The organism is Marinospirillum sp. (assembly GCF_044810985.1).
Classification (GTDB): Bacteria; Pseudomonadota; Gammaproteobacteria; order Pseudomonadales; family Halomonadaceae; genus Marinospirillum.
In genome coordinates this window covers 2,469,508-2,495,457 of record NZ_CP085242.1, presented here as the reverse complement: position 1 = coordinate 2,495,457, position 25,950 = coordinate 2,469,508, and the positions used below count along the sequence as shown (strand labels likewise).

27 protein-coding genes are annotated in these 25,950 nt (G+C 55.0%); 24 read left to right on the top strand and 3 right to left on the bottom strand.

Annotated elements, in window-relative coordinates; all coding sequences use genetic code 11:
- Window positions 1–2: 2 nt before the first annotated feature.
- From LG323_RS11765 to LG323_RS11715, 11 genes are all read left to right on the top strand, one after another.
- Entirely contained in the window at window positions 3–710 is a 708-nt protein-coding gene (locus LG323_RS11765; RefSeq protein WP_310697225.1) for an ABC transporter permease, read from the top strand.
- Window positions 710–1,369, top strand: a complete 660-nt coding sequence (locus LG323_RS11760) for an ABC transporter ATP-binding protein (protein ID WP_310697226.1) — start codon at window positions 710–712, stop codon at window positions 1,367–1,369. The genes LG323_RS11765 and LG323_RS11760 overlap by 1 nt, the downstream gene beginning before the upstream one ends.
- Window positions 1,366–1,941, top strand: a complete 576-nt coding sequence (gene mobA / locus LG323_RS11755; protein WP_404416372.1) for a molybdenum cofactor guanylyltransferase MobA — start codon at window positions 1,366–1,368, stop codon at window positions 1,939–1,941. Before LG323_RS11760 ends, mobA begins: the two co-directional genes overlap by 4 nt.
- 162 nt (window positions 1,942–2,103) lie before the next feature.
- Window positions 2,104–2,655 carry a molybdopterin-guanine dinucleotide biosynthesis protein MobB gene (mobB, locus tag LG323_RS11750; RefSeq protein ID WP_404416369.1) on the top strand — a complete coding sequence of 184 codons (552 nt, stop codon included), beginning with the start codon at window positions 2,104–2,106 and terminating at the stop codon, window positions 2,653–2,655.
- Window positions 2,652–3,929, top strand: coding sequence for a gephyrin-like molybdotransferase Glp (gene glp, locus LG323_RS11745; protein WP_404416366.1), 1,278 nt, complete (start codon window positions 2,652–2,654; stop codon window positions 3,927–3,929). The genes mobB and glp overlap by 4 nt, the downstream gene beginning before the upstream one ends.
- Window positions 3,930–3,937: 8 nt before the next feature.
- A complete protein-coding gene (moaC, locus tag LG323_RS11740) occupies window positions 3,938–4,696 on the top strand; it encodes a cyclic pyranopterin monophosphate synthase MoaC (protein ID WP_404416363.1) in 759 nt (252 codons plus the stop codon).
- Between the two features lie 2 nt (window positions 4,697–4,698).
- Window positions 4,699–5,163: a molybdopterin synthase catalytic subunit MoaE gene (moaE, locus tag LG323_RS11735; RefSeq protein WP_404416361.1), complete on the top strand. Its 465-nt coding sequence runs from the start codon at window positions 4,699–4,701 to the stop codon at window positions 5,161–5,163.
- A gap of 1 nt (window position 5,164) precedes the next feature.
- Window positions 5,165–6,169 (top strand): GTP 3',8-cyclase MoaA, encoded by a 1,005-nt coding sequence (gene moaA, locus LG323_RS11730; RefSeq protein WP_404416358.1) that lies wholly within the window; start codon window positions 5,165–5,167, stop codon window positions 6,167–6,169.
- Window positions 6,170–7,219 (top strand): DUF2868 domain-containing protein, encoded by a 1,050-nt coding sequence (locus tag LG323_RS11725; protein WP_404416355.1) that lies wholly within the window; start codon window positions 6,170–6,172, stop codon window positions 7,217–7,219. It begins immediately after the preceding gene.
- Entirely contained in the window at window positions 7,216–8,622 is a 1,407-nt protein-coding gene (locus tag LG323_RS11720) for a GTPase/DUF3482 domain-containing protein (protein WP_404416352.1), read from the top strand. Before LG323_RS11725 ends, LG323_RS11720 begins: the two co-directional genes overlap by 4 nt.
- Window positions 8,591–9,361 (top strand): hypothetical protein, encoded by a 771-nt coding sequence (locus LG323_RS11715; protein ID WP_404416349.1) that lies wholly within the window; start codon window positions 8,591–8,593, stop codon window positions 9,359–9,361. The genes LG323_RS11720 and LG323_RS11715 overlap by 32 nt, the downstream gene beginning before the upstream one ends.
- A gap of 147 nt (window positions 9,362–9,508) precedes the next feature.
- On the opposite strand, the gene wrbA is transcribed toward LG323_RS11715, so the two are convergent.
- Window positions 9,509–10,108 (bottom strand): NAD(P)H:quinone oxidoreductase, encoded by a 600-nt coding sequence (wrbA, locus tag LG323_RS11710; protein ID WP_404416347.1) that lies wholly within the window; start codon window positions 10,106–10,108, stop codon window positions 9,509–9,511.
- Between the two features lie 149 nt (window positions 10,109–10,257).
- Here wrbA and LG323_RS11705 point away from each other — a divergent pair, with 149 nt between their 5' ends.
- The 13 genes from LG323_RS11705 to LG323_RS11645 all read left to right on the top strand — a co-directional run bounded on the left by LG323_RS11705 (window position 10,258) and on the right by LG323_RS11645 (window position 23,689).
- Complete coding sequence (locus tag LG323_RS11705; RefSeq protein WP_404416344.1) at window positions 10,258–11,595, top strand: permease; 1,338 nt, start codon at window positions 10,258–10,260, stop codon at window positions 11,593–11,595.
- A 31-nt stretch (window positions 11,596–11,626) separates the two neighbouring features.
- Window positions 11,627–11,857: a thioredoxin family protein gene (locus tag LG323_RS11700; RefSeq protein WP_404416341.1), complete on the top strand. Its 231-nt coding sequence runs from the start codon at window positions 11,627–11,629 to the stop codon at window positions 11,855–11,857.
- 39 nt (window positions 11,858–11,896) lie between these two features.
- Entirely contained in the window at window positions 11,897–12,676 is a 780-nt protein-coding gene (locus tag LG323_RS11695; protein WP_404416338.1) for a universal stress protein, read from the top strand.
- A 121-nt stretch (window positions 12,677–12,797) separates the two neighbouring features.
- The gene (gene arsB / locus LG323_RS11690) at window positions 12,798–13,820 is read left to right on the top strand and encodes an ACR3 family arsenite efflux transporter (protein ID WP_404420137.1); all 1,023 of its coding nucleotides are present in this window, start codon (window positions 12,798–12,800) and stop codon (window positions 13,818–13,820) included.
- Between the two features lie 159 nt (window positions 13,821–13,979).
- Window positions 13,980–15,113, top strand: coding sequence for a 4Fe-4S dicluster domain-containing protein (locus LG323_RS11685; protein ID WP_404416335.1), 1,134 nt, complete (start codon window positions 13,980–13,982; stop codon window positions 15,111–15,113).
- 120 nt (window positions 15,114–15,233) lie between these two features.
- Window positions 15,234–17,720 (top strand): molybdopterin-dependent oxidoreductase, encoded by a 2,487-nt coding sequence (locus LG323_RS11680; protein ID WP_404416332.1) that lies wholly within the window; start codon window positions 15,234–15,236, stop codon window positions 17,718–17,720.
- 24 nt (window positions 17,721–17,744) lie between these two features.
- Window positions 17,745–18,506: a 4Fe-4S dicluster domain-containing protein gene (locus LG323_RS11675; RefSeq protein WP_404416329.1), complete on the top strand. Its 762-nt coding sequence runs from the start codon at window positions 17,745–17,747 to the stop codon at window positions 18,504–18,506.
- Window positions 18,503–19,699, top strand: a complete 1,197-nt coding sequence (gene nrfD / locus LG323_RS11670) for an NrfD/PsrC family molybdoenzyme membrane anchor subunit (RefSeq protein ID WP_404416326.1) — start codon at window positions 18,503–18,505, stop codon at window positions 19,697–19,699. The genes LG323_RS11675 and nrfD overlap by 4 nt, the downstream gene beginning before the upstream one ends.
- Window positions 19,700–19,765: 66 nt before the next feature.
- Complete coding sequence (locus tag LG323_RS11665; RefSeq protein WP_404416323.1) at window positions 19,766–20,683, top strand: molecular chaperone; 918 nt, start codon at window positions 19,766–19,768, stop codon at window positions 20,681–20,683.
- A 1-nt stretch (window position 20,684) separates the two neighbouring features.
- Window positions 20,685–21,164 (top strand): peptidylprolyl isomerase, encoded by a 480-nt coding sequence (locus tag LG323_RS11660; protein WP_404416320.1) that lies wholly within the window; start codon window positions 20,685–20,687, stop codon window positions 21,162–21,164.
- Window positions 21,157–21,915 carry a molybdate ABC transporter substrate-binding protein gene (gene modA, locus LG323_RS11655; RefSeq protein WP_404416317.1) on the top strand — a complete coding sequence of 253 codons (759 nt, stop codon included), beginning with the start codon at window positions 21,157–21,159 and terminating at the stop codon, window positions 21,913–21,915. Before LG323_RS11660 ends, modA begins: the two co-directional genes overlap by 8 nt.
- Window positions 21,916–22,596, top strand: a complete 681-nt coding sequence (gene modB, locus LG323_RS11650) for a molybdate ABC transporter permease subunit (RefSeq protein ID WP_404416314.1) — start codon at window positions 21,916–21,918, stop codon at window positions 22,594–22,596.
- Window positions 22,589–23,689 (top strand): ABC transporter ATP-binding protein, encoded by a 1,101-nt coding sequence (locus LG323_RS11645; RefSeq protein WP_404416311.1) that lies wholly within the window; start codon window positions 22,589–22,591, stop codon window positions 23,687–23,689. The genes modB and LG323_RS11645 overlap by 8 nt, the downstream gene beginning before the upstream one ends.
- Window positions 23,690–23,834: 145 nt before the next feature.
- Here the strand turns inward: LG323_RS11645 and LG323_RS11640 are convergent, their stop codons facing one another.
- Both LG323_RS11640 and LG323_RS11635 read right to left on the bottom strand, forming a co-directional pair.
- Complete coding sequence (locus LG323_RS11640) at window positions 23,835–24,356, bottom strand: YqhA family protein (protein WP_404416308.1); 522 nt, start codon at window positions 24,354–24,356, stop codon at window positions 23,835–23,837.
- Between the two features lie 32 nt (window positions 24,357–24,388).
- A complete protein-coding gene (locus LG323_RS11635; protein ID WP_404416305.1) occupies window positions 24,389–25,858 on the bottom strand; it encodes a GGDEF domain-containing protein in 1,470 nt (489 codons plus the stop codon).
- Window positions 25,859–25,950: the final 92 nt, after the last annotated feature.

The window sequence follows — 25,950 nt, the reverse complement described above, 5'->3', positions numbered from 1 at the left end:
CCATGGATTCAATTTCTTCAGCCACCCTGCAGGCTCTGCAGTTGCTCTTGTCCGCAGACCCGGAACTCTGGAGTATCATCTGGCTGTCTTTCCGGGTTTCTTTAACGGCCTTGTTTCTGGCTGTGCCCCTGGCACTCCTGGCTGGCTTTGCTCTGGCCTTCTGGCGTTTTCCGGGTCACTGGCTGCTGGTTACCCTCAACAACACCCTTTTGTCCGTGCCCACGGTGGTCATCGGACTCCTGCTGTTTTTGCTCCTGTCCCGATCCGGTCCCCTGGGTGATTTGCGCCTGCTGTTCAGCCAACCCGCCATGATTCTCGGCCAGTGGCTGATGTGTCTCCCCATTCTGATTGCCATGAGTCATACCGCCTACCAGAGTGTTTCACGCCATGCCTGGGAAACCACCCGCAGCCTGGGTTTATCCCGCTTGCGCAGCCTCTGGCTGATCACTCAGGAAGTTCGCTTTGCGCTGCTGGCCGCCGTGGTGGTGGCCTTTGGCCGCATCATTGCCGAGGTCGGTTGCGCCATGATGGTGGGCGGCAATATTGCCGGTTACACCCGCAGCATTACCACGGCCATTGCCCTGGAAACCTCTCGGGGGGCCTATGTTCAGGGTATTGCCCTGGGGATGGTGCTGCTGGTCTTGGCCCTGGGACTCAACCTGCTGGTGGGGTATTTTCGGGGCAATGCCGTGCAGGGGAGTGCGCATTGATGACAGCCAAAGCCTCTCTGCATTTGCAAGCCCGAAATCTTGAGCTTTGCTTTCAAGGTCAGACTGTTTGGCAGATTCCTGAACTCCAGTGGCTGCAAGGCCAGTGCGTCTGGTTACGAGGCCAGAACGGCAGCGGTAAAACCAGCCTGATGAAGATACTCGGTGGCCTGCAAAAGCCCAGCAAAGGCCAGGTCGAACTGAGCTCCTCCTCCATCCGGCCTTTGCAGGCCTGCTGTTACTTGCACCAGCAACCCTACATGTTCAACACCAGTGTCAAACGCAACCTGGAGCTGGCTGCCCAGGGTAAAAAGCTGGAAGCACAAGCGGGCAAGGAGGCCGTATTGGCAGCCCTGCGCTGGTCACGGCTGGATGCCCAGGCCGAGCAACCCGCCCGCACCCTTTCCGGTGGCGAGCGTCAACGCCTGGCCCTGGCCAGAGCCAAGCTGGTGCAACCGCATTTCTGGTTGCTGGATGAACCCACGGCCAACCTGGATAGCGAAGCGGTGCAAATACTGGCCCAGCTGGTCAGCGATCTGAAACGGCAAGGCAGTGCTTTGTTGATCACCAGCCACCAGGCCAACCCGGTCACCGAACTATGCAACAGCCACTGGTTGCTGAATAATGGTGGTCTTGAAGACGAGCATCAGGAAACCACATGACAACCCAAGCGTTACCTATTACCGGAATCATTCTGGCAGGCGGCGAAGGCCGTCGCATGGGGGGACAGGACAAGGGCTGGGTCAGATATCAAGGCGAGCCTTTGATTCACCACGTCAGCCAGCGACTGCTTCCCCAGGTCAGCGAATTGCTGATTAACGCCAACCGCAACCAGGCCGATTACCAGTCACTGGGCTACCCGGTGATTGCCGATCTGGAAAGTGGCTTTCAGGGCCCCTTGATGGGGATTCTGACGGGACTCAAGGCAGCCAGCCAACCCTGGGTGCTTTTTGCTCCCTGTGATGGGCCTTTTTTGCCGGAGGATCTGGCTGCACGTTTATATCAGGCCGCTCTGGACAGCCAGCAACCCATTGCGGTTGCCAGTGATGGCGAGCGCCTACAACCAGTGGTGGTTCTCATCCGGCGCGATTGTCTGGTGCAACTGGAAGCGGCCATGCAGGCCGGGGAGCGTAAACCGGATCGCTGGTATGCCAGCGTCGGCATGACATCGGTTGTCTTTGCTGCCGAGGGGTTGCGTAATTTCAACAAGCCTGAAGAAATCCCCCTTACATGAATACCTATTCAGAGCAATATACGTCCCTGCACACTTGTGCCATATTAAACAATAACCTCAGAAAAAAATAAGAGATTCTTCCTTTATTGGTTAGTTAATTCCTGAGCATTGGGGAACAGCTCTTGCCCGGTATTCACTATATAAAAAGGAGCAAGTGGCATCATGAACCCGTTTACTCTGCCTGTACTGGGCTTTGCCGCCTGGAGTGGCACCGGCAAAACCACCCTGCTGAGAGCGCTTTTGCCGCGCTTGCGCCAGCGGGGGTTGCGTGTTGGCTGTATCAAACATGCCCACCATGATTTTGATGTCGACACCCCCGGCAAGGACAGCTACGAACTGCGCCATGCCGGTGCCGAACAGATGCTGATTGCCTCCCATAAGCGCTGGGCCCTGATGGTGGAGGATGAACGCCAGGAACCACCAGAGCTGGCTGAACTGCTGCCACAGCTCAATACAGACCTTCTGGACATGGTTTTGATTGAAGGCTTCAAAGCCGAAGCCTTTCCCAAAATTGAGCTGTACCGCGCTGCTGTGGGCAAAACCTGGCGTTTCCGTGAAGACCCGCATATTTTTGCGGTGGCCACCGATGACCCCCAAAGCCTGCCCGCTGACTGCACCCTCCCCTCCCTGGATTTAAACAACCTGACTGAACTGGAAGACTTTGTCTGGAACTTCTGCCAGACACAGAAAAAAATACTGGAGGCCTGGGCATGAGTCTTTCCTGCTTTGATTTTGCCGACCAAAAACCACAACTGACCCTGGAAGAAGCCCAGCAGGCCTTGCTGGAAACGGCCACCCAAATCACACCTGCCATCAAACGGAGTTTGCAGGAGGCCCAGGGGCTTTTTCTGGCTGAAAACATCCAGGCACCGATTCAGGTTCCCCAGAACACCAACTCCGCTATGGATGGTTATGCCCTCAAGGGCAGTGAACTCACTCAACTGAAAAGCTGGCACCTGGCCGGTGAAAGCCTGGCCGGGCGGGGTTTCAACCAGACCCTGCAAGCCGGTGAGTGCATTTACATCACCACCGGTGCACCCCTGCCCGAAGGCGCGGATACCGTGGTCATGATGGAGCAGGCCCGCCGCGAAGACGGCCAGGTGTTTTTCGAGCTGGGTGACAAGCCCCCGAAAATCGGCAGCAATGTCCGCCAGGCCGGTGAAGATATTCAGGAAGGCCAGCTTCTGCTGCATCCAGGCCAATGCCTGGGCAGTACCGAACTGGGTCTGCTGGCCTCGCTGGGGTTTTCTGAAGTGGAAGTCCACCAGCCGTTGCGGGTGGCCATCTTTTCCACCGGGGATGAAGTCACCGCTCCCGGCCTGCCCCTGCCTGCGGCCGGTATCTATGATGCCAACCGCTTCAGTGTTCAGGGCATGCTGCAAGGCCTGGGCTGCCAGGTCACGGATCTGGGTATTCTTCCCGACGACCTGAATGCCATCACCAGCGCCCTGCGCAAGGCCAGCCGGGATCATCAACTGATTCTCACCTCCGGCGGGGTTTCCGTGGGTGATGCCGATTTTGTCAAGCAGGCCCTGGCTGACCTGGGTGAAACCCGCTTCTGGCGACTGGCGATTCGCCCCGGTCGGCCTTTTGCCTTCGGTCATCTTGGCCAGAACCAGCAAGGCAGCACCTGCCTGTTTGCCGGTCTTCCAGGCAACCCGGTTGCGGCCATGGTCACCTTCATGCTACTGGTGCAACCCCTGATCAAAAAGCTTCAGGGTGGCTATCAAAACCTGACCGCGACCTGGACCGCTCAAACCGAAGAGCCCCTGAAAAGCCGCCTGGGCCGTAGTGATTTTCATCGCGGCATCTACCAGGTCAATCCCGAGGGCCAGTTGGAAGTCCACACCACCGGTGCCCAGGGTTCAGGGATTTTAACCTCCATGCACCAGGCCAACTGCCTGATCCGTATTCCCGACCACCAGACAGAAATTCCGGCAGGTGATCCGATCAGCATCTATCCTTTTCACTTGTGGCTAGCTGAATAGAGGCACTTATGAACCAATTGACGCATTTAAATGCACAAGGCGAAGCCCGTATGGTGGATGTCTCCGATAAGAAGATCACCCAGCGCACTGCAGCAGCCTGCGCCAGCGTCACCATGCAAGCCAACACCCTGAACATGATTGTGGAAGGCGGTCACCCCAAGGGGGATGTCCTGGCCACAGCCCGTATTGCCGGGATCATGGCGGCAAAACGTACCTCGGAACTGATTCCTCTCTGCCATCCCCTGATGCTCAGCAAGGTGGAAGTGGAACTGCAACCGGATGCACAACTGCCCGGCATTCGCATTCACGCCACCTGCAAACTGGCCGGGCAGACCGGCGTGGAAATGGAAGCTCTGACCGCAGCCTCGGTGGCCGCCCTGACAGTTTATGACATGTGCAAGGCGGTGGATAAACGCATGGTGATTGGCAACACCTATGTTGAAGAAAAAACCGGTGGCAAGTCCGGCGACTGGACTTATGCAAGCCTGCAAAGCGACACACAGCAACTGGCGGGGTTGCAAATCAACTTCTTTGCCGAGCTGCGCGAACAACTGGGTGTGGATAACCTGAGCCTGGAGCTGGATGACTTTTCCGGCTCAACCCTGGGCGATCTTCTAACCCACCTGAAAAGCCAGAAACAGCAGTGGCACAACCACCTGTCCAGCCCCAACCTGCTGATGGCCGTCAACCAGCAGATGGCCAAACCCAGTCAGACCCTGAAGGAAGGCGATGAGGTTGCTTTCTTCCCACCGGTCACCGGGGGCTAGATATGAATCAGCGCTTTATTCGCGTACAAAGGGAAAGTTTTGATACCGGCAAGGAGGTTCAGCTCCTGGCTGATCAGCGCACCGATATCGGGGCCGTGGTCAGCTTCACCGGCTATGTCCGGGATTTCAATGAAAAACCCGAAGTCACAGCGCTGACTCTGGAACACTACCCCGGCATGACCGAACAGGCTCTGGAACAAATTGCTGTGGAAGCCGAAAAGCGCTGGGAGTTGAAAGGTCTGCGAATCCTTCACCGCATCGGGCGCATGGAACCGGGTGCCCCCATTGTTCTGGTGGTCACGGCTTCCGCCCATCGTCAGGATGCTTTTGATGCCTGCAACTTCATCATGGATTTTCTGAAAACCCGCGCCCCTTTCTGGAAAAAAGAACACACCACCAGCGGCGATTACTGGGTCAGCTCACGCACCAGTGATACCCAGGCCGCTGCACGCTGGGAGAATAATTAAAATGAACACACCGGCCAACCTGCCCCGCCTGGTTGACAACTTCGGGCGCCAGGTCACCTATGTACGTATCTCGGTCACCGATCGCTGTGACTTTCGTTGCGTCTACTGCATGAGCGAGGAAATGACCTTTCTGCCCCGCCAGGAAATTCTCAGCCTGGAAGAGCTGGGGCGTGTTGCCCAGGCTTTCACGGAACTGGGTGTGGAAAAAATTCGTCTGACCGGCGGCGAACCCCTGGTGCGGCGCGACCTTCCCGAACTGGTGGACTTTATCGGCACCCTGGGCTTGAAGGACTTTGCCATGACCACCAATGGCAGCCAGTTGCCGCGTTATGCCGAAACCCTGAAAACCGGTGGCCTCAAACGCCTGAACATCAGCCTGGATTCTCTGGACCCGGACAAATTCCGCCGCATCACCCGCACCGGCGACCTGCAAAAAGTGCTGGAGGGTCTGGATGCGGCTATCGAGGCGGGTTTTGAAGGCATCAAGCTTAATGCCGTGATCATGCACGGTCGCAATCAGGATGAAGTGTTGGATCTGGTGGAACTGGCGCGCAACAAGGGCGTGGACATCAGTTTTATTGAAGAAATGCCATTGGGTGAAGTTTCCGATCATCAACGCGGAGAAACCTACTGCTCCAGTGATGAAGTGCGTGAAATCATCGAAACCCGCTACCCTCTGAGTGTTTGTGACAGTGAAACCGCCGGGCCTTCGCGCTACTTTCGCATGGCCGACAGCCACAGCCGAATTGGCTTCATCTCCCCGCATTCCCACAACTTCTGTGGCGACTGCAACCGTGTACGCGTCACCGTGGAAGGTCGCTTGCTGCTCTGCCTGGGTAATGATCATTCCATTGATCTACGCCCTTACCTGCGCGAGCACCCCACCAACAACGAGCCGTTGAAAGCTGCTATTATTCAGGCGATGGGACTCAAGCCTGAACAACACCATTTCAGCAATGATGGGGAGGTTCAGATCGTAAGATTCATGAATATGACCGGAGGTTAATTGCAGAGGTCATCCGCTCGCCTGAAACTGCCCTGGTGGCTTTGGCTGCTTTCTTTTCTGGCCGGCAGCCTTCTGGGTGCTGCAGCCCTTAGTTATACACCCGAAGGACGCATCAACCTGCTCTGGGTCTGGCTCCTCTGGGCCGGTTTGCCTTTTCTGGGCAGCCTGATCGCCCTTCTGGCTCTGGTTCGCCCCCCGGCACGCCCCTGGGTCACCCGCTTTCAACACTCGCTTTCCAGCTACTGGCAGCCTCAGCCCCACCAGCTCTGGTGGTTGCTCAGCCAGCTTAATGCGCTCTGGGTTGTTTTTGCTCTGGGCCTACTGGTTATCTTTCTGCTTTTATTGCTTTTTTCGGATCTGGCCTTTGGCTGGAGCTCCACCCTTTTGACGGATGGTGAACGCCTGGCCCGCTGGATAGCCACCCTAAGCCTGCCCTGGCAAGCCTTCTGGCCGCAAGCTGTGCCACACCTGGAGTTGATTGAGCAAACCCGGTTTGCGCGGATTGAATCCAGCGACACTTCCTTTGCCCTGGCCAGTCGCTGGTGGCCTTTTCTGATGGCCAGTCTGCTCTTTTACAATCTGCTGCCGCGTTTATTATTGACCGGCCTGTGCCGGTGGCGGGCCTCTTCCTTGCAAGCCAGAAAGCTCAATATCCACAGTACCCAGTCAACGGCTGCGAACCCCGGCACTTCTGCACCTCTTAATCAGGAAGAGACAGCCCAATGGCAGGATGCCCACTGCATTTACTGGCAAACATATCCACCAACAGAACAAGCTGAAACCTGCCTCAGCCTGGGGCTGGGTAACTGGCAGGAAGAAGAAAAGGCCTGGACTGCCTGGCTGGAAAAACCCCCGCAAAAACTGATCTGGAAGGTGACAGCCCGGCAAACACCCCTGGCCGAACTGGCGGACAAAATTCACCACGCCCGCAAGCTGGGTACAAGGCAGGCGCTGCAATTGCAGACGACTTCAACGGATCAGCGTCACCTCGCCAGTTGGCAAGCCTTTGCCCGTAAACATCAACTGGTCTGGCTGGAGCCTGAAGCATGAACAGCTACCCGCATTTCTGTGTGGTCGGTCACCCCAACCAGGGCAAATCTTCGATTGTTTCCACCCTGGTGGAAAATGACAGCGTCCAGATCGGCACCGAATCCGGCACCACCCAGTCAAATGAACGCTTTGAATTCAAGATAAACGAGCAACTGCTGCTGGCCCTCACCGACACCCCCGGCTTTCAGCGCTCCCGCCAGGTATTGGCCTGGCTGCAGCAGGAAGAAGTCAGCCCGGCACAGCGCCCGGATCGAGTCCGAGCCTTTCTGGCAGAACCGGGGCATGCCGAACGTTTTCCTGATGAAGTCCAGCTACTGGAACCCATCATGGCCGGGGCCGGTATTCTCTACATCACCGATGCCGCCAGCGAGCCCACAGCCGCCGATGAAGCGGAAATGGAAATCCTGCGCTGGACTGGACAACCCCGCATGGCGGTTATCAACCCGATCAACCCCGACTCGACCCATGAAAAATGGCAAACCACCCTCAATCAATTTTTCCAATGGGTCCGAACCTTCAATCCCATGACGGCCACCCTACCCGCCCGCCAGGCTCTTTTGCGGGCCATGGCGGAACTCACCAGTGAATGGACTCGACCGTTAACCCAGCTCAGCCAGCAACTGGCAGAAAGAGACCAGCAGCGTCTGGAGGAAGTCAGTCGGGAACTGGCGAACTACTGGTGTGAACAAGTCAATCGCCGCGAGCCGCTTTCCAAGCTCCCGCCGTTACTCAGCGACAGCCCGGAAAATTACCTGCAACAACGTCTGGATAAAGCCGAAACCCAGCTTTTTCACCAACTGGCCAAAGACTGGGGGCACGGGCATACCCAACTGGCACTCAACAGCGCCTGGGATCTGGACAGCGACAACCTGATGAACACTGAAAACTGGTATCTGTGGGGATTGAAGCAAAAGGATCTGCTGCTGGTCAGCGGCGCAGCCGGAGTGGCCGCCGGTTCCCTGATTGATCTGGGTGTGGGTGGCTCTTCTTTTATGCTGGGTGCCATCTCCGGCGGCCTGATCGGCTCCACCAGCGGTTGGTGGGCCAGCAAGCAGCTGCCCGGAAAACGCCTGGGCTGGATTCCTCTGGCAGGCAAAAAAGACTATGTCGGGCCGGTGCGCCACCCCAACTTCCCGCTGGTCGTCATGGCCCGTGCCCTGACCTTCACCCAGCGGCTGTGGCTGCGCCCCCACGCCCAACGCACCCACCTGACACTTCAGGCCCAGGCCAGCGACTGGCCCCGACAACAACAGGTACAGTTGTTGCAATGGGCCAAATCCCTGCAACAAAACAAATGGAAAGCCAGACACCAGCAGCAACTCAGTGAATGGATCAGCGAACAACTAAGGGAAAGGTTAAAAGCAGCCCTGCATGCAGAGCAGAAAAGCAGTTGGAGGAACTAATTTGCTCGTCAACTTGACCCTCTACAGAACTCCACCTAAAGTAAAGATACACCTTTCACCAATCTTTCAAAAAAAACAAAACTCAGGTACTGCCATGAAAAACCAGACCTCCTTCCACTTATTCCTATTTACTGCCTGCTGGTTTTTAGTCATGGCAGAGAATAGTTTTGCTGAAAACTTTTTTACTGCCGAGGACAAAAGAATCTCTGTTGCCATCAACCTAGTCCCGGATGAGATGAATGATGATTCCGACCTGCTGGATAACAGTGATTTGGATGACGAAGCCCATATGCAGCAAATCAACCTGGTCTGGAAATCTGAAGGTGGGCTCTACCCCCCTTTCAACCACAGCTACAAATACTACTCACTCAGACGTATGAAATTCCTTACGGAGTACAGTGAAGATGGTGGGAGCGGTATTTCCGAGTTAAATGTTCTGGCTCTGCTCTATGGCAACCGTTATATGGTCAAGGATGCTTATGAAGGGCTGGGGCTGGGCTGGTATGCAGGCTGGGCGATCGGTTCGGATACCTGGGTGGAAAGAGATTCTTCATGTAGTAGCTGCCCTCCTTATTCAGGCGAAGATGATACCTCCTTCCCGATATTGTCTCTTGAGCTCTTCTATAAATGGCAGCCTATTGAGTTGGCTTATATAGAGCCAGCTTTCACTTTTGGCCTTGACAAAGATACCGAGTCTTTTCATTATTTTCCCAGCGTCAACGTCGGACTCGAGTTTTAGGAAAGCTTCTTTTGCGGTCATCTACATGGCTACCGAACAGTCACTTCTTCAGATGTCAGACACATGGATTTTCACTCACTAAAACGCACCGCTACTCATTGAGTAGCGGTGTGGCTTCAGGTGTTTGTTAAAAACCCTGAGATGGTTTTAGGACTGCATTTTCACGGCAATTTTAGCGACATATTCGCCCTGGTGACGGGCGATACCCAGCTCTCTGTCATCCGGCAGGCGGGAGCCATCCCCACCGGCAATCGTTGAGGCACCATAGGGTGTGCCGCCACCGACCTGGGAAATGTCGAAAAGAGCAGGGTCCGTATAACCGATCGGCACCAAAACCATGCCGTGGTGGGCCAGGGTCGTCCAGGTGGAGGTGATGGTCATTTCCTGGCCGCCGCCAGTGCCTGTGGAAGTAAAAACACTGGCAACTTTGCCCGCCAGCGCGCCCTTGGCCCAAAGACCGCCGGTTTGATCGAGGAAATTGCGCATCTGGCCGGACATATTACCAAAGCGGGTCGGAGTACCGAAGATCACGGCATCATACTCGCCCAGATCTTCCGGTTTGGCGATGGGGGCCACTTGATCCGTTTTCCCGCCGGCAGACTTGAAGGCCTCTTCGGGCATGGTTTCCGGTACACGTTTGATGGCAACCTCAACCCCATCAACACTTCGGGCACCTTCAGCCACCACCTCAGCCAGAGTTTCTATATGGCCATACATGGAATGGTATAAAACAAGGAGTTTGGTCATACACTGCACCTCTTTTGGATTGCTGTTAAGGAAACCTAGTATCACTCTAGTCAAGATGTTGGCTTTATGCTTGCAGAGTTATCCCGCTTTGATTACATCCATATATACTGATATATTAATAAAACTTCACGAGCCAGCGGAGTTTTATCATGCCACCTGACACTGAAAAGCCTTCTTTTATACAGTTGCTGCAGGATAATCGCGGACAGTTGCGCCTGCTTGCTCTGATGACGGGCATCTTCCTGCTGATCTTTTTTCTGCCCGTCGAGCAGGAGCGTGTCAGCAATGCCTTTCTGGAAGGAATACGGCTCACTCACTGGTATGCACGTGAACACGTCATTCTTTGTCTCTTGCCTGCTTTTTTGATTGCCGGTGCACTGGCCACTTATATGAGCGAAGGGGCCGTGATGCGCTACCTGGGGCCGGATGCACCCAAGCCGGTTGCCTTCAGCGTTGCTTCGGTTTCCGGTACGCTGCTGGCCGTTTGCTCCTGTACAGTACTGCCCTTGTTTGGCGGTATTTACAAACGCGGTGCCGGGCTGGGGGCTGCCGTTGCCTTTCTGTATTCCGGGCCAGCCATCAATGTGATGGCGGTGGTCGTTACCGCCAAGGTTCTGGGTGCGGAAATCGGTATTGCCAGAGCTGTGGGTGCGATTGTGTTTGCCCTGGTGATTGGCACCATCATGCATGTCATCTATCGCAAGGAAGAAAGCCAACGCGGTGAAAAAAGCCGTCGGGGGTTTGGGGGTGGCAGCGAGTCTGACAAGCCCATGGACATTATTGCCCTGTTTTTTGCCTTGTTGGTGGGTATTCTGGTGTTTGCCAACTGGGCTGCTGCGGACAGTCCGGCCTGGATGCAGATTTATGCCTGGAAATGGCCAATCACCGGCCTTCTGTCTGCAGCCCTGGCCGTCTTGTTGATCTGGCGCTGGCACTGGCCTGCCAACCAGTTACTGCTACTGGCTGCTGCTATAGCTGTAGCTGCCTGGGCTGTACCTGCAGCTCCTGAATTACCTTTTGTGATCGGTATTGGTGGCTTGATGCTGATTGCTTCCCTGCGGGATGAGGATCGTGACTGGACTGCGCAAAGCTGGGATTTTGCCAAACAAATACTTCCCCTGCTGCTGGCCGGTGTTTTTGTGGCCGGTTTTGCTCTGGGCCGTCCTGGTCAGGAAGGCGTCATACCTTCCCAATGGGTCGCCCAGGCCGTTGGCGATAATTCTTTTCGCTCTACCCTAATCGCCTCTTTTCTAGGTGCGCTGATGTACTTCTCCACCCTGACCGAAGTTCCCATTGTGGAAGCCCTGATGGGATCAGGCATGGGTAAGGGACCCGCTCTGGCCCTGCTTCTGGCCGGTCCGGCTCTGTCTTTACCCAACATGCTGGTGATCCGCACGATACTCGGAACTCAGAAAACTCTGGTTTATTGCGGGCTGGTGGTCGTCATGGCCACCACAAGCGGCTTCATCTACGGTAACTGGGTATAAACCCGTCAAACCAACCAAGGAGAAAAAAACCATGAAATTCACTATTTACGGTAGCGGTTGTGCCAAGTGCAACCAACTGACCGCCAATGTGGAAGAGGCGGCCAAAGCCAAAGGCATTCACTACGAAATTGAAAAAATCACGGACACCAATGCCATCATTGATGCGGGCATTATGCGCACACCGGCTCTGGCTGTGGATGATGAAATTGTGGTTGAAGGCAAGGTTGCCAACCCGAAAGAACTTGAAGGACTTTTGGGATAACTCTACAGTTCAGGGAAGAACCTAAAAGGAGATTCAAACATGCTTAACCACCTGATTGTTGGAGTTGACCTGCCTTTTGATGAGAAGCGTTTTGTTTCCGGCTTCTCGGCCTTGATGCCTTTGCTGGGGGTGGAAAAGCTGACTCTGGCTCATGTAAAAACCCTGGACGAGCCAGCCGCAGAAAAAGCTCAGCAGGAATTAAGGGGGTATGCCCAACTGCTGCAGGAAAAGCTGAATCTCAAACAAGTGAACTTCACGGTTGAGCCTGGCTTGCCCGCCGATCAATTGAATCAGATTGCCAGTAAAAACCGGGCTGATGGTGTGGTGATCCTGTTTAACAACCACTCCAAAACCTACGAATTTTTTCTGGGCAGCGTGGCCCTGAACATAGCCCGAACCACCTATTTTCCCTTGCTTTTGCTGACCGAACAGCCTGAAGAGCCGACCGGAACCCTGATGCTTGCTTCCGATGGTTCCCTGGCAGCCAGTGCCGCTGAGCGGTTCTTTTCCAGGCTGGGAGAGCGGGCCCAGCATTCCGTCATTATTAATGTCCAGACTGACCATGACCGGACTGCACACGAACGGGCCATCCAGGATCTGCAAGCCAAGTACGAAAAAGATGAAAAAGTGGAAGTCATCCGTGCCCAGGGCGATCCCATCAAGGAAATTCTTCAGTCCAGCCGTTACCACGCCATCGATTTGCTGGTTCTCGGCAAGCGGGGCCAGAATCCACTCAAACAACTGATGTTTGGCAGTACTGCAGAAAGGCTTTGTCGCCAACTCAAGCGCCCCGTACTGATTATTCCACCCAACCTCTGATCACTTTCACTTTGTTGACAAGCTCCCCTTTAGGGCGCAGCATATGCGCCCTTACACATATACATGGAGCCACCCAGTGAGCAATTCGACCCAAACCCAGGCTGAACCCTCAACTGAAAGCATGGGCCTTTTTGGCCGCTTTCTTTCTGTCTGGGTGGCTTTGGCGATCATTGCCGGTATTCTGATGGGTCAGTTTGCCCCCGCCATTCCTGAAGCCCTGGCCGCCTATGAATATGCCCAGGTCTCGATTCCGGTTGCGATCCTGATCTGGGGTATGATTTTCCCGATGATGGTTCAGATCGATTTTTCAGCCATCCTGGGCGTTCGCAAACAGCCTAAAGGACTGGTCATCACCACTTCCATCAACTGGTTGATTAAGCCCTTCACCATGTTTGCCATCAGTTGGTTTTTTCTGCTGGTGGTATTTCAGCCCTTGATTCCCGAAGCCCTGGCCTATGAGTATCTGGCCGGAACCATTCTGTTGGGTGCCGCACCCTGCACAGCCATGGTGTTTGTCTGGAGTTACCTGACCCGGGGTGATGCTGCCTATACCCTGGTACAGGTGGCACTAAACGATCTGATCATGCTGTTTGCCTTTGCCCCCATTGTCATGTTGCTGCTGGGTCTTTCCAATATTCCGGTGCCCTGGGACACAGTGGCTCTCTCGGTCTTTTTGTATATTGTCATCCCCCTGACGGCCGGTTATCTGACCCGAATCACCCTGATCCGGCGCAAAGGCCAGGAATGGTTTGATCAAGTGTTAATGCCCAAAATCGGCTCGGTGACGCCCGTGGCACTGATTATCACCCTGGTGCTGCTGTTTGCCTTTCAGGGCGAAGTGATTCTCAACAATCCGCTGCATATTGCCTTGATTGCTGTTCCCCTGGTCATCCAGACGGTACTGATTTTTCTGCTGGCCTACTACTGGGCCAAAAGCTGGTGCGTACCCCACAGGGTGGCTGCGCCCGGTGCCCTGATTGGTGCCAGCAATTTCTTTGAACTGGCTGTAGCAGCTGCCATTGCCCTCTTTGGCCTGCAATCCGGCGCAGCCCTGGCCACTGTGGTAGGTGTGCTTGTGGAAGTGCCACTCATGCTCGCCCTGGTGAAATATGCCAACTCCACCCGTGAGCAATTCCCCGCCTAATACCCCGGCTTCATATTGATGCAAATCAAAGAAGCTCTCGTTTACCTCCAATAAATCTTGCTGAAGTATAGGACGGCTGCGACACTTAGTTATATATACGCTATTTCGCATGTGCGAACTAGCAACCTTAACAACTATAAAAACAGCAAGCAGAACTCCATGAGTAACTCTCCGGCTTATGCACAAGCTTTAACTTTGACCAATCCGGCTGCCGCTGCACTGGGCTGGGTTTCCGGGCGCTGTTTGCAGTCACACCCCTATCGTCAGTCCTGCAATCTTTGTCTGGATGCCTGCCCAACCCAGGCCTTGGCTTTTGATGAAACAGACAATCAGACCGACACCTTCACGACTGGAGAAGCTCGCAGAGATGTTCAGCAAAGCTTGCGCCTGCTTGCCAGTGATCAGTGTCACGGCTGTGCCCAGTGTGTTGCCGCCTGCCCAACCGAAGCATTGCTCAGCAGTGAACATCAGCAGTTAACCGCAGAGCTTCAACAACTGACTCCCGAGCCGGACCGGACACTGAAACTGGCCTGCCATCGCAGTGCCACAGCCTCCCGAAACCTGAAGGTGCACTGCCTGTTCAGCCTGGCCGAAGACCAGTTGATGGTCTGGCAGAACCTGCATCCCAACAACCCTCTGGAGTTGCTGCTTCCCGAAGACTGCGCTCAATGTCAGGCCCAGCCGGATGCCAGTCAGCCTTTATCACCACCGCAATGGATTTCCACCCAGACCCAGACAGCCGGGCGAAATTTTCACACCGCAGCACCACCCAGTCTGAGCCGCCGTCAACTTTTCGCGGGTGCATCCCGAGCCGGAAAACCTGTTTATTCAGCCGAAGACCAGCATCCGGCCCCCAGACGCCTGCACCGCCACTACGCCGCCTCTCAGCGCTTGCCTCAGGCCCCTGCAGTGCGACTGCCATTCATGCATTTGTCCACCCAGACCTGTGATGCCCAGGGTCTGTGCTCAAGACTCTGCCCCAGCCAGGCTTTGACCACTCAGGATGATGGCAGTCTGATTTTTAACCGTCTGCAATGCCTGGCCTGCAATCAGTGTGTTGAGGCCTGCCCGGAGCAGGCTCTCAGTCTGGATTCCACAGCTCCAGACCCGAAGCCACTGATGATCGAACTGCGCGCCGGCCGCATGGCTCGTTGTTTTGATTGCGGTCGTGAATTTGCCCTGCCACCTCAACAGGTGAGCGGGGCACAGCAAGACAGCCCACCCGGCATTTGTCCGGCCTGTCGTAAAGACCAGGCACTGATGCAGGGTGGGTTCGCCAGTCTCTTTGGTTAAGCGGTGCGGCAAAGGCTTTGCCCCCGCAACCAAAGAAGAGAAAGACCTCCAGGGAACCGGCTGCACGGACGTTCTTTACGGAAGAAGCAATAACAATAACCAGCCCTTGATGAGGAGAAGATGGCAATGAAAATCTTTCAGGCCATGATGAGTAGAAGGCGTTTCCTGCAGGCCAGTGGTACCGCAGGTGCAGCAGGTGCTGCCGCTGCCGGTGTCACAGGTTTAACAGGCTTAACGCAAACCAGCGAAGCGCGGGCAGCACGACCCCGCGGTGAAACCACCATCACCAAGAACATCTGCCACCAGTGTCCGGCACGCTGCGGGATTGATGTTTACACCACCGATGGACGGGTGCACGGCATGTACGGCAGCAGTGAGCACCCGATCTCCAACGGCAAACTTTGCCCCAAAGGGCATCTGGGTTCCTATATTCTTTATGACCCGGATCGCTTCAAAGGCCCCATGAAGCGCACCAATCCCAACAAAGGTCGGGATGAAGATCCCGGTTTTGTTCCCATTTCCTGGGATGAAGCGCTGGATACCGTTGCCGCACGTATGAACAAGCTGCGCGACAACAATGAATCCCACCGCTTTGTATCCTTCTACGGTCGCGGCTGGGGTGCATCGGATGCCGGTTTGCAAGGGGCATTCGGCAAACTCTATGGCTCACCCAACTTTTCCATTGGTCACTCTTCAATTTGCGCGGATGGCTCCAAAAAAGCCAAGCAAATGACCGATGGCAACAGCTCTTACAGTGCCTATGATTATGCTAACACCAATTATCTGTTGATCATTGGTGCCAGCTTTCTGGAGTCCTTCCGCCCCTACAACAACAATATGCAGCAGTGGGGTGTCATGCGGGAAAAAAGTCCCCGCACCCGCATCACCTGTGTTGATGTCCGCATGAGTCCGACCATGGCTGCGGCAGACCGTGCCCTCTACATCAAGCCGGGTACCGATGGTGCCTTTGCCCTGGCGCTGGCTAATGTGATCATGACCGAAGGCCTGTGGGACAAAGAGTTTGTCGGTGACTTCCGGGACGAGGGACAAAGCTTCAAGGCAGGCCAGACCATCCCTGAAGGCAGTTTCCAGGAAAACTGGGTTTACGGCCTGACCGATTGGTGGAATCTGGAAGTCAAGGATCGTACGCCGGAATGGGCGGAAGGTGTCACCGGTATAAAAGCCGAAGACATTCGCAAAACAGCCATTGAGTTTGGCTCCACCCGTCCGGGTATCGCCCTTTTTGAGAGGGGCGCAGCTGGTCACACCAACGGCACTTATAATGGTATGGCCATTCACAGCCTGAATGCACTGGTGGGTTCCCTGTTTGCTGAAGGCGGTCTCTTCTATCAAATGGGTCCCGCCTATGGCCCCATGCCGGTCAGCCCCGAAGACTATATGGACGATCATGCCAAACGCATGGATGGACGCTATCCGCGCATCGACATGAAGGGCACGGATCGCTGGCCACTGGTCGGGAACATGATTCAGGAGGTGGCCCAGAACCACCTGAATGCTGACCCTTACACCATGGACACGGCCATGTTCTACCTGACCAACCCCATCTGGTCAGCGCCCAACCCGCAGGTCTGGGAAGAAGCACTCAAGGATGTGTTTGTCATCGACACCTCGCCCTTCCCCGGTGAAACCGCCATGTATGCGGACATTATCCTACCGGATCACACTTATCTGGAACGTCTGCAGGATGCGCCGACCTATCCCTTCCAGGGCTACCCAATGACCCAGCTGCGCACCCCGGCCGTCGACCCTCTGTATGACACCAAGGTTTATGGTGACATCCTGATCGAACTGGGCAAACGCATCAACGGCCCCATGAGTGACTACTATCACGCACTGGAAAGTACGGAAAATGTTCTGCGCCACCTGGCCGAAGGCTTCCGCGCCCAGCCGGGTGATAATGGTGTCAACGACTTCGAATCCTGGAAGGAGAAAGGCGTCTGGTATCGCAAGCCTTACCACTGGAAGCAGATTCGCGGTGAATTCTACGAATGGGAAGGTGAAAGCTACAGCAAGAAAATGACACCTGCGGAAGTGAAGCAGAAACTGCTGAAAACACCGTCCGGCAAATTTGAGCTGCGCTCCCGGCAACTGGATGAACATGCCGACTACATCCAGAAAGAAACAGGCATCAGTGCCGATCGTGCCGGTCTGATTCAGTGGCTCGAACCCCGCTATACCGGCGGCAAGGGTGACCTTCATCTGGTGACTCCGAAGACCCCCATGCATGCTGAAGGTCGGGGTGCCAACCTGCCCCAGGCCATTTGCATTCACCAGCCAGTGGCTGGTGGCAACGACACTGTTTACCTGGAAATCAACCCGGAAACAGCTCGTCAGCGTGGCATTGCCAATGGTGACTGGGTCAAACTGAAATCGGATGTCGGCACCATAGAAGCGGAATGCCGCTATGTTGCTTCACACCGACCCGACACGGTGATCCTCCCGTTTGAATTCGGACACTGGGCACAGGGACGCTGGGCTAAAAACAGAGGCCCCGGCAACTCCAGTGAAATTACCGCCAACGTTTCTGACCCGATTTCAGGGCTTGCCAGTTATTACACCGGCAAAGTTTCCCTGGAACGTGTTTAACCGAATATCTGAGGAGTAACCAAAATGCCTAAATGGGGAATGGTCATCGACCTGGACAAGTGCACCGGCTGCCAAGCCTGTTCCACCGCCTGCTCCATGGAAAACAACACCCTGCCCGGTGAAAGCTGGCAGGATGTCCTTTACTACCACGAAGGAGAATATCCCAGCGGCCAGATGAAATGGCTGCCCAGACCCTGCATGCAGTGTGAAAGCCCTTCCTGTGTGCATGTCTGCCCAACCCGCGCCACCTACAAAGATGAAGAAGCCGGTGGTGTGGTTTTTGTGGACTGGAACAAATGCATCGGCTGCAAATACTGCATGATTGCCTGCCCATACGGCGTGCGCTTTTATGTGGATGAAAAGCCCTTGCTGGAACCGGATCTGCGCGAAATCTTTCCGGGGGATAATGGGCAAATGTGGAGTCCGCCCTATCAGAGTCCTGATGAAGACTGGAGCCGAGGCATTGGTATCCAGCCTCCCGGCGTGGTGTCCAAGTGCACCTTCTGCCACCACAAAACCAGCCAGGCACCTGCTGGCACCGTGAATCTGGATGAAGACGACCCGGCGGTCAAAGAGTATGTGCCGGCCTGTGTACGCACCTGTGCACCCAAGGCCCGCTACTTCGGCGATCTGGACAACCCTGAAAGTCAGGTTAACCAGCTGATTGGTGATAAACACGGCGTGCGTCTGAAAGATCATACCGGTAATAAGCCCCAGGTTTACTACCTGGGTGTCGGTGCTGGTGTGCCCGCTTTCCAGCCTTCGGGTAAAGGGGATAAATCATGAGTGATACCAACATTATGAAAGGCAAGGCGGGCTCCGGCCTGCTGGTGATTTCCGGTGTGGTTTTTCTGGTCTGTCTGATTTTTGCACTGGTGCAAATCAGCAGCCAGGGCCACTCTTCTTTCAACACCTCGTCCACCCTGCCCTGGGGCCAGCCCATTGCCACCTACCTGTACTTCGCTCTGGCGTCTTCAGGTCTGGGGCTTCTGGCCTCCCTGCCTCTGGTGTTTGGGTTCAAGCAATACTACCCCCTTGCCAAACGCTGCATTTACCTGGCCTTTATTGTGCTGGTTTCAGGCATGACGGTACTGGCTCTGGAATTGGGTAATACCTTCCGCATGCTCTGGGCCATTCCGCTGAACTTTCAGGCACAATCCGCCATGTTCTGGATGGGGGTTTTCTATACCCTGGATCTGCTTTTCCTGTTGTGGAAATTCCGCAAAATGGATACTGGTGAATGGGACAGCAAGACCACCAAACAGGTAGGGATCGCCTCTTTTATCCTGGTGTTGCTGGCCAGTGGCAATCTGGCACTGATCTTCGGCATGATGAGCATGCGCCCCTTCTGGTTCGATGCCCTGATGCCGATCTACTTCTACTTGACGGCCATCACCACCGGCCTGGCTGTGATCGTGTTTTTTGCTTATCTGGCTCACGGCTTCAAGCGCGAAAATATGTGCCAGCCCCTGCAAAACCTGATGACCGGTGCCCTGCCCAAGCTGTTTGCAGCCTTGATTGGCGGCACCCTGTTGTTGATTGTGGTCAGAGCCATCACCGGCCTTTACACCAACAACCCCGAAATCAGTCTGGTGTGGTCGGATTACCTGCTTTCATCCGCTATCTACCACTTGGCTTTGTGGGTAGGTCTACTGCTGCCTTTCATCATCCTGCTGAAGAGCAGCCTGCGCAACCAGATGAACATGCAGGTACTGGCCTCCGTTCTGGTCATGCTGGGCCTCTTTGCTGAGCGCTTCTACTTCGTGGTCGGTGGTCAGGTTGTCCCCCTATTCAAGGGAACCTGGGTTCCCGACCTGATTGCCTACACCCCCTCGGCCACCGAGTGGGCACTGACCCTCATGGGTTGGGCGATGATCTTTGTACTCTATGTACTGGGTGAGAAGTTCTTTAACCTCTCCGCGGTACCGGATCACATCAGCAATGATGCGACGCCACAGCAGGCTGCAACAGTCAGCTAGTCGGCAACCACTGGAAGCCTCTGTGCAAACAGGGGCTTCCACCTTGAATATCAGGAGTCTGATTGAATGAACGCTCTACCCCCACAACTTCCTGCCTTGATGCCGCGTGCTGAGTTCTACCTGTGCATGGCACGTGTTTTTCTGGCAGCCCAGGAAGACCTGACTGCGGCCCATCTGAAAGATGAACTCCTGGAGGATCTGAAATCTCTGGCAAAAGACCTGCCGGCCATCACACCCGAACATCTGCAGACATCTCTGAATCAACTCGATAATGAGCTGGGACTGATCAAGGAATACAGTCGCCTGTTTTTGACTCCCCCGGCACCGGCACCCCTTAACCTGGGTTATTATCTGGATGGCGGCGTCATGGGCACCTCCACCCAGGCGATGCAGGTTTACTATCTGCGTTATCAACTGGAAAAAGACCAGGCTTTTCATGATTTGCCCGATCACCTGGCTTTGAATCTGCAGTGGCTGGCCTGGGTGCTGGCGCAACTGCTGGAAGAGGCCGGTGACGAGCCTGCTTTCCAGAACCAGGCCATTCAGGATATGGGCAGCTTCATCAACAACTACACCCTGCCCGGCATTCAGCAACTGGTGAAGAAAGCTCAGGCCGCCACTGAAGAGTATCAGTTGAGTTCAACCTGGCTGGACTTGATTGAAATGACTCGAATCCAGCTGGAAGCTGATTTAACCACCCTTAAAACCCTGCTTCCGATCAACGCTGAATCCTCTGTAAAGCCTGCCCGTGAAGCCCCTGAGCAGAGAGAAGCAGCAGCTGATGCCCGGCCGGATGAAGAGATCCAGTGTCAGGCCTGCGGTATCACTTTCACGGCCGGTGAAGCTCTGGCGGAAATGATCAGCCGTCTGAAAACAGCCGGTGTCGCTCACGAGCATATACTGGTCTGCCCCGATTGTCGGGAAACCGGCATGGACAATGGCAGCATGAAGCCACCGGGCAGTGGAATCAAACACAAGGGCTAGTATGAAAATCTCCAACTCCACTCAGGTCACCGCTGACTATCACTTATTGAATGAAGAAGGCCAGTGTCTGAATCCCGATGCTCAGACCCTGCACTTTCAGCCCGGTAAAAAACAACTGCTGCCTGCGCTGGAAGAACAGCTGCTGGGCTGTGAAGTCGGTGACAGTAAGCGTATCACCCTGGAGCCGGAACAGGCTTTTGGCCCTCACCGCCCGGAGCTGGTTTTTGAAGCCGTAAAAGAGCATCTGCCACCCGGCGACATCCAGCCGGGCATGACCTTTTCACCGGGCGGACAACAGGGTAAATTCACTCTCAGAGTTGTCAAACTGACCGAGCAGGGTGCGCTTCTGGATGGTAATCACCCTCTGGCCGGGCAAACCCTGACCTGGGAAATTGAAGTTCAGAAAGTGGAGCCTGCGGTGATGAACCCCCGAAGCAGCATCGACCACCAGCCTCTGCAATGGAAACCCCTCAATGGCTAAACGTTATCCTTTGCTTTGCGTTCTTGCCCTGCTGCTGTTCTTCAATAGCCCCCTGTTCGCGCAGAACACCAGCCGTGTTGCCGCCGCCGCTGATCTGCAAGTGGCTTTACCTGAAATCCAGAAAGACTTTGAAACCCTGAACCCGGATTTGCGCCTGCAGATCACCTACGGCTCTTCCGGTGTTTTTGCCGGCCAGTTACGCCAGGGCGCACCCTTTGAGCTGTATTTTTCGGCCAATGCCGATTACGTTGCCATCCTGCATGAAGCTGGATTGACCCGTGATGCCGGTACTGATTATGCACGAGGTCGTCTGGCTTTTTATTCGCACCGGAAACTGAATGCAGAAACTGCCGAATCCGCCCTGCGCACCTGGTTGCAAAGCAACGCGGAAAGCAAGATCTCGATTGCCAATCCTCGCCATGCCCCCTACGGAGTTGCTGCGATGGGCTGGCTGGAATATATGGATCTGGATCTGCCGGATTCGCAACTGGTCAAGGGTGAAAATGCGGCCCAGTCCGTGCAGTTTGTACTGGCCGGAGCCGTTTCCGCCGGTATTATTGCCTGGCCCCTGATCCAGCCACGCCAGCTGGAGGGTCAAGCCTGGCTGATTGCCGATGACCAGCACCCACCTTTGCAACAAAGCATGGTGCTGATGAACAACGCCGGGCCCGCTGCTGAAGCCTTTTATACCCACCTGCAAAAGCCGGAAGTGATCGAAAAACTGCAGAGCTTTGGTTTCGGAGCACCGTAAATGGAATGGCAGGCTCTGGAAATCTCCCTGCGCCTGGCGCTTTTCACCAGCCTGCTGTTGCTCCCGGTGGGTATTTTTCTGGGCCGTGCCCTGGCCTGGAAACAACTGCCTGCCGGCAACTGGATTCAAAGCCTGGTTTTTCTGCCACTGGTTTTGCCCCCCACCGTACTGGGCTATTACTTTCTGGTCGCCATTTCCGGTGAAGCCCCTTTCGGCCAGCTCTGGTACAGCCTGTTCGGTCACCAACTGGCGTTCAGCTTTGAAGGCCTGCTGCTGGCCTGTATTCTCGCCAACCTGCCTTTTGCCGTTCAGCCGCTGATGCATGCCTTCGGTAATATCGACCCGGAAATCCGGGATGCTGCCCGCGTTTGTGGTCTCAACCCCTGGCAGGCCTTGATTCGCATTGAACTGCCCCTGGTCTGGCCGGGTCTGCTGGGTGCTTTTCTGCTCACCTTCACCCATACCCTGGGTGAGTTTGGTGTGGTGCTGATGGTCGGTGGCAATCTGGAAGGCGAAACCCGTACCCTGGCTATTGCCATCTATGATCAGGTGCAGGCCTTCAACATGCAGGCCGCCGGACAGATGGCACTGCTCCTGCTGGCTCTGGCCTTCTTCAGTTTGCTGTTGCTGCAATGGCTGGGACAGCTACGCGTGCGCAAACCGGTGAAGAACCATGAATGACTCCAGCCCGGACCTCTGCTTTCAGCTGAAGGCAACCGACCCCATCCCCCTGGAGGTCAAAATCAACTGCCAGCCCGGTGAACTGGTCGCTTTACTGGGGCCTTCAGGCAGCGGCAAAACCACCCTGCTGCGCAGCCTGGCCGGTCTTTACACCCAGGCCAGAGGCCAGATTCATTCAGGAGAACACTGCTGGCTGGACAGCAACAAGGGCATCCTGCTGGCACCGGAAAAACGCAGGCTGGGGATGGTTTTTCAAAGCTATGCGCTCTTTCCGCATTTAACTGCTCTGGATAACCTGCTGATTCCACTGAAAGGCCTATCCAGAAAACAAGCCATCAATCTCGCCAAGGAATGGCTGGAAAGGGTTCATCTCAAGGGCCTGGAAGATCGCAAACCCGCAGAACTTTCCGGGGGACAGCGCCAGAGGGTTGCTCTGGCGCGCGCTCTGATTGCCCGCCCTCGTGCCTTGTTACTGGATGAACCCTTCTCCGCCGTGGATCAGGCCACCCGACAGAAGCTGCGTCGGGAACTGGCCTTGCTGCGTCAGGAAATTGCTGTACCTACCCTGCTGGTCACTCATGACCTGGAAGAAGCCCTGCAGCTGGCAGATCGTATCTGTGTGCTGCATCACGGTCAGGTGCTTCAGGTTGCCAAGCCGGAGTGTCTGATGCAAAGGCCAGCCAGCCCCACTGTCGCACGCCTACTGGGCATGCAAAACCTCTTTGAAGGGCGGGTTCTCAGTAATACAAAAGAAGCTTTACAGCTCGACTGGAGCGGTCTTACCCTCACTTTGCCTTATCAAAAAGGCTTCCAAAAGAATCAACGGGTTACCTGGATGGCTCCACCCCACAGCCTGATCATGCACCGCCCGGATCGACCCGTGGCTGGTGACCGCGAAAACCCCATCAAAGGTCGGATTGAAGAACTCGTCACCCTGGGCCCCCACGCCAGCCTGGCGATCCGCCCGCAACATGCCAGCCAATGGCCACTACGCTTTTACGTGCCCCAGCACTTCGTCCAGCGCCAGCAACTCAAACAAGGCATGAATATCAGCCTCAGCCTGCTGGGGCGCGAACTGCATCTTTTTGCGTGATTTTTTACTCCGGCGCATTTCTTTGCGAGGCACAAGCCGCACAGGGCATCTTTTTATGATAGCTGTGGCTACCCGGGGTGCCTGGGTTGCGATCCAACCAGACCCTGCGACAAGAACAACATAATAGCGACTGAAATTATTTTTTCTATTTATGACTTTTATGCTGACTCACACTCATAAGATAAAGAGATGCAGCCAGTGCCAGAACCGACAGCGCCAAATAGATTGCATCCAGGGGTGTTGAAAAACTGATGTCAACAACAGCCCGGAAAAACTCAATGATTACAGCAAGAATGACAACCCGAACAATCTTGTCCTTCAGCTCATCAAATGTCTGGATATTGAAAGGGTGTCCTGTTCCGCTTGCTTCCGACTCATCTATGGTGGATATAAACAACCTGTATATTCCCGCCCCGAATATCAGCAAAACCACCGCCACCAGGTAGATATCGATGGCGATAATAATATCGGTGACAATAAAATCGTGAACACTCTGCTCCGCATGACCCAGGTAATAACCAACTGTTTTAGAGGCCACCTGGATGATGTCCAAAGTACCCACCACAAACAGCACCAACGAGCCCAGCAAGCTGGCAATCACTGCGATCAGGATCAAAAACCGCGAACTCCACAGGAAGCGCTCAAAAATCAATTCGATTTTTTTCATAAAACCCCATCTCCGCTAAAGCATCAGTGCCGTCAGATTAATACAACCCGGTTGCGGCCACCATGCTTGGCTGCGTACATAGCCTGATCCGCCCGTTTCACAAACGCCTCTGCAGTGTCTCCCGGCCCAAACCTGGCAATACCTGCTGAACAGGTCTGCTTCCGGGGTGTAGATTGGCGCATACGTTCCACCACCTCTTGTGCCTCGTCGCTGCAGGTATCCGGCAATACCACCACAAACTCCTCCCCGCCTATGCGAGCCAGCAGGTCCGAGTCGCGCAAAACAGAACGCCATAAACGCACCAGTTCCTCCAGCAACTCATCACCAGCCGCATGCCCGTAGGTGTCATTGAATCGCTTGAAGTAGTCAAGATCCATAAAGGCCAAAGTCAAGGGTGAGTCCAGACGCTGCGCACGGGATATCTCGCGATCCAGGGCATCTTCCAGATATCGGCGGTTGGCGGCTCCCGTCAAGGGGTCCGTACGTGAAAGCTTTTCCAGCTCATCCGCCTGGCGATGAGTCTCCCGCATCAGTCCGGCCATGCGATGCATGACCAAGAGGAACAATAAAATGGAACCGATGGCGGCTATGCGAACGACATCAACGTCAACACCAGCGGTCAGAAGAATTACGGTCGGGGCCAGCATGGAAGCGGTGCCAAGAACCACAAGGCGTCGACCCGACATTTCCACTTGAGAGACATCACAGTAGGGTTCAACTGAAGCGGAGGGGTGCCAGATCGCAGCAACGATCAAAGCGTAGGCCACCAGCCACAGGCCATCGGTCATTCCACCCGGCTCATACCAGCCTGCAGAATTCCCGTGAGCATAAAGCATGTCAGCGACCAGGTAAGCCAACATGCCCGAGAGCAGGAAAAGATGGGCTGTGATTCTGGCCCGATGCAGGAAAATAAGCCTAAGAATCAATGGCAGCAAAATCAGATCCGCAACCGGATACGCTGCCGAAACCAACAGCTGTATTGCCGAAAGATCAGGGTTATTCAGGTAGGGGTCAATCAATAGTGCCCAGCCTGGAACAGCGGCTGCAACGCCGACAATAAGTGCATCACTCAGGGCTCCGGCATCTCGGCCACTGCGATGACCGAGCTTCCAGAGTGCAACCATGAACAAGGGGTAAACACAAAGGTAGAAAACATCAGCCAATGATGGGAAGGGTTCAAGGCCATGCAGATCCAACCAATACCAGACAGCATGACCACTTGCGGCCAACCCCAGGGCACCGGCAATCAAAACCCACGCGAAAGGACGGACAAGCTGCAGCCGATACTTCACAGCAAGGGCAATAGCAATCGCCGCAAACACACTCGCTGCCACATAAACACTGCTGGCCAGGAGGCCGTACGGAATCACTACATAGAAGAGTGTCAGTAACAGCCCACCCAGAAGCAGCCATTGCCAGGCATTGTCACCGCCAGGCACACCTTCGGGCCCGGCACGGCTATCAGTAGTGTCGCCAGAATCTCCATTGGACTGCTTCATCATCAACCTGTATGCCCGTTTTATTCTTTTTATGCTGCACTCAGCAACTTCAAAGATCAACTGCAAACCAGGCTTTCAGTGACAAACAAGCAAAT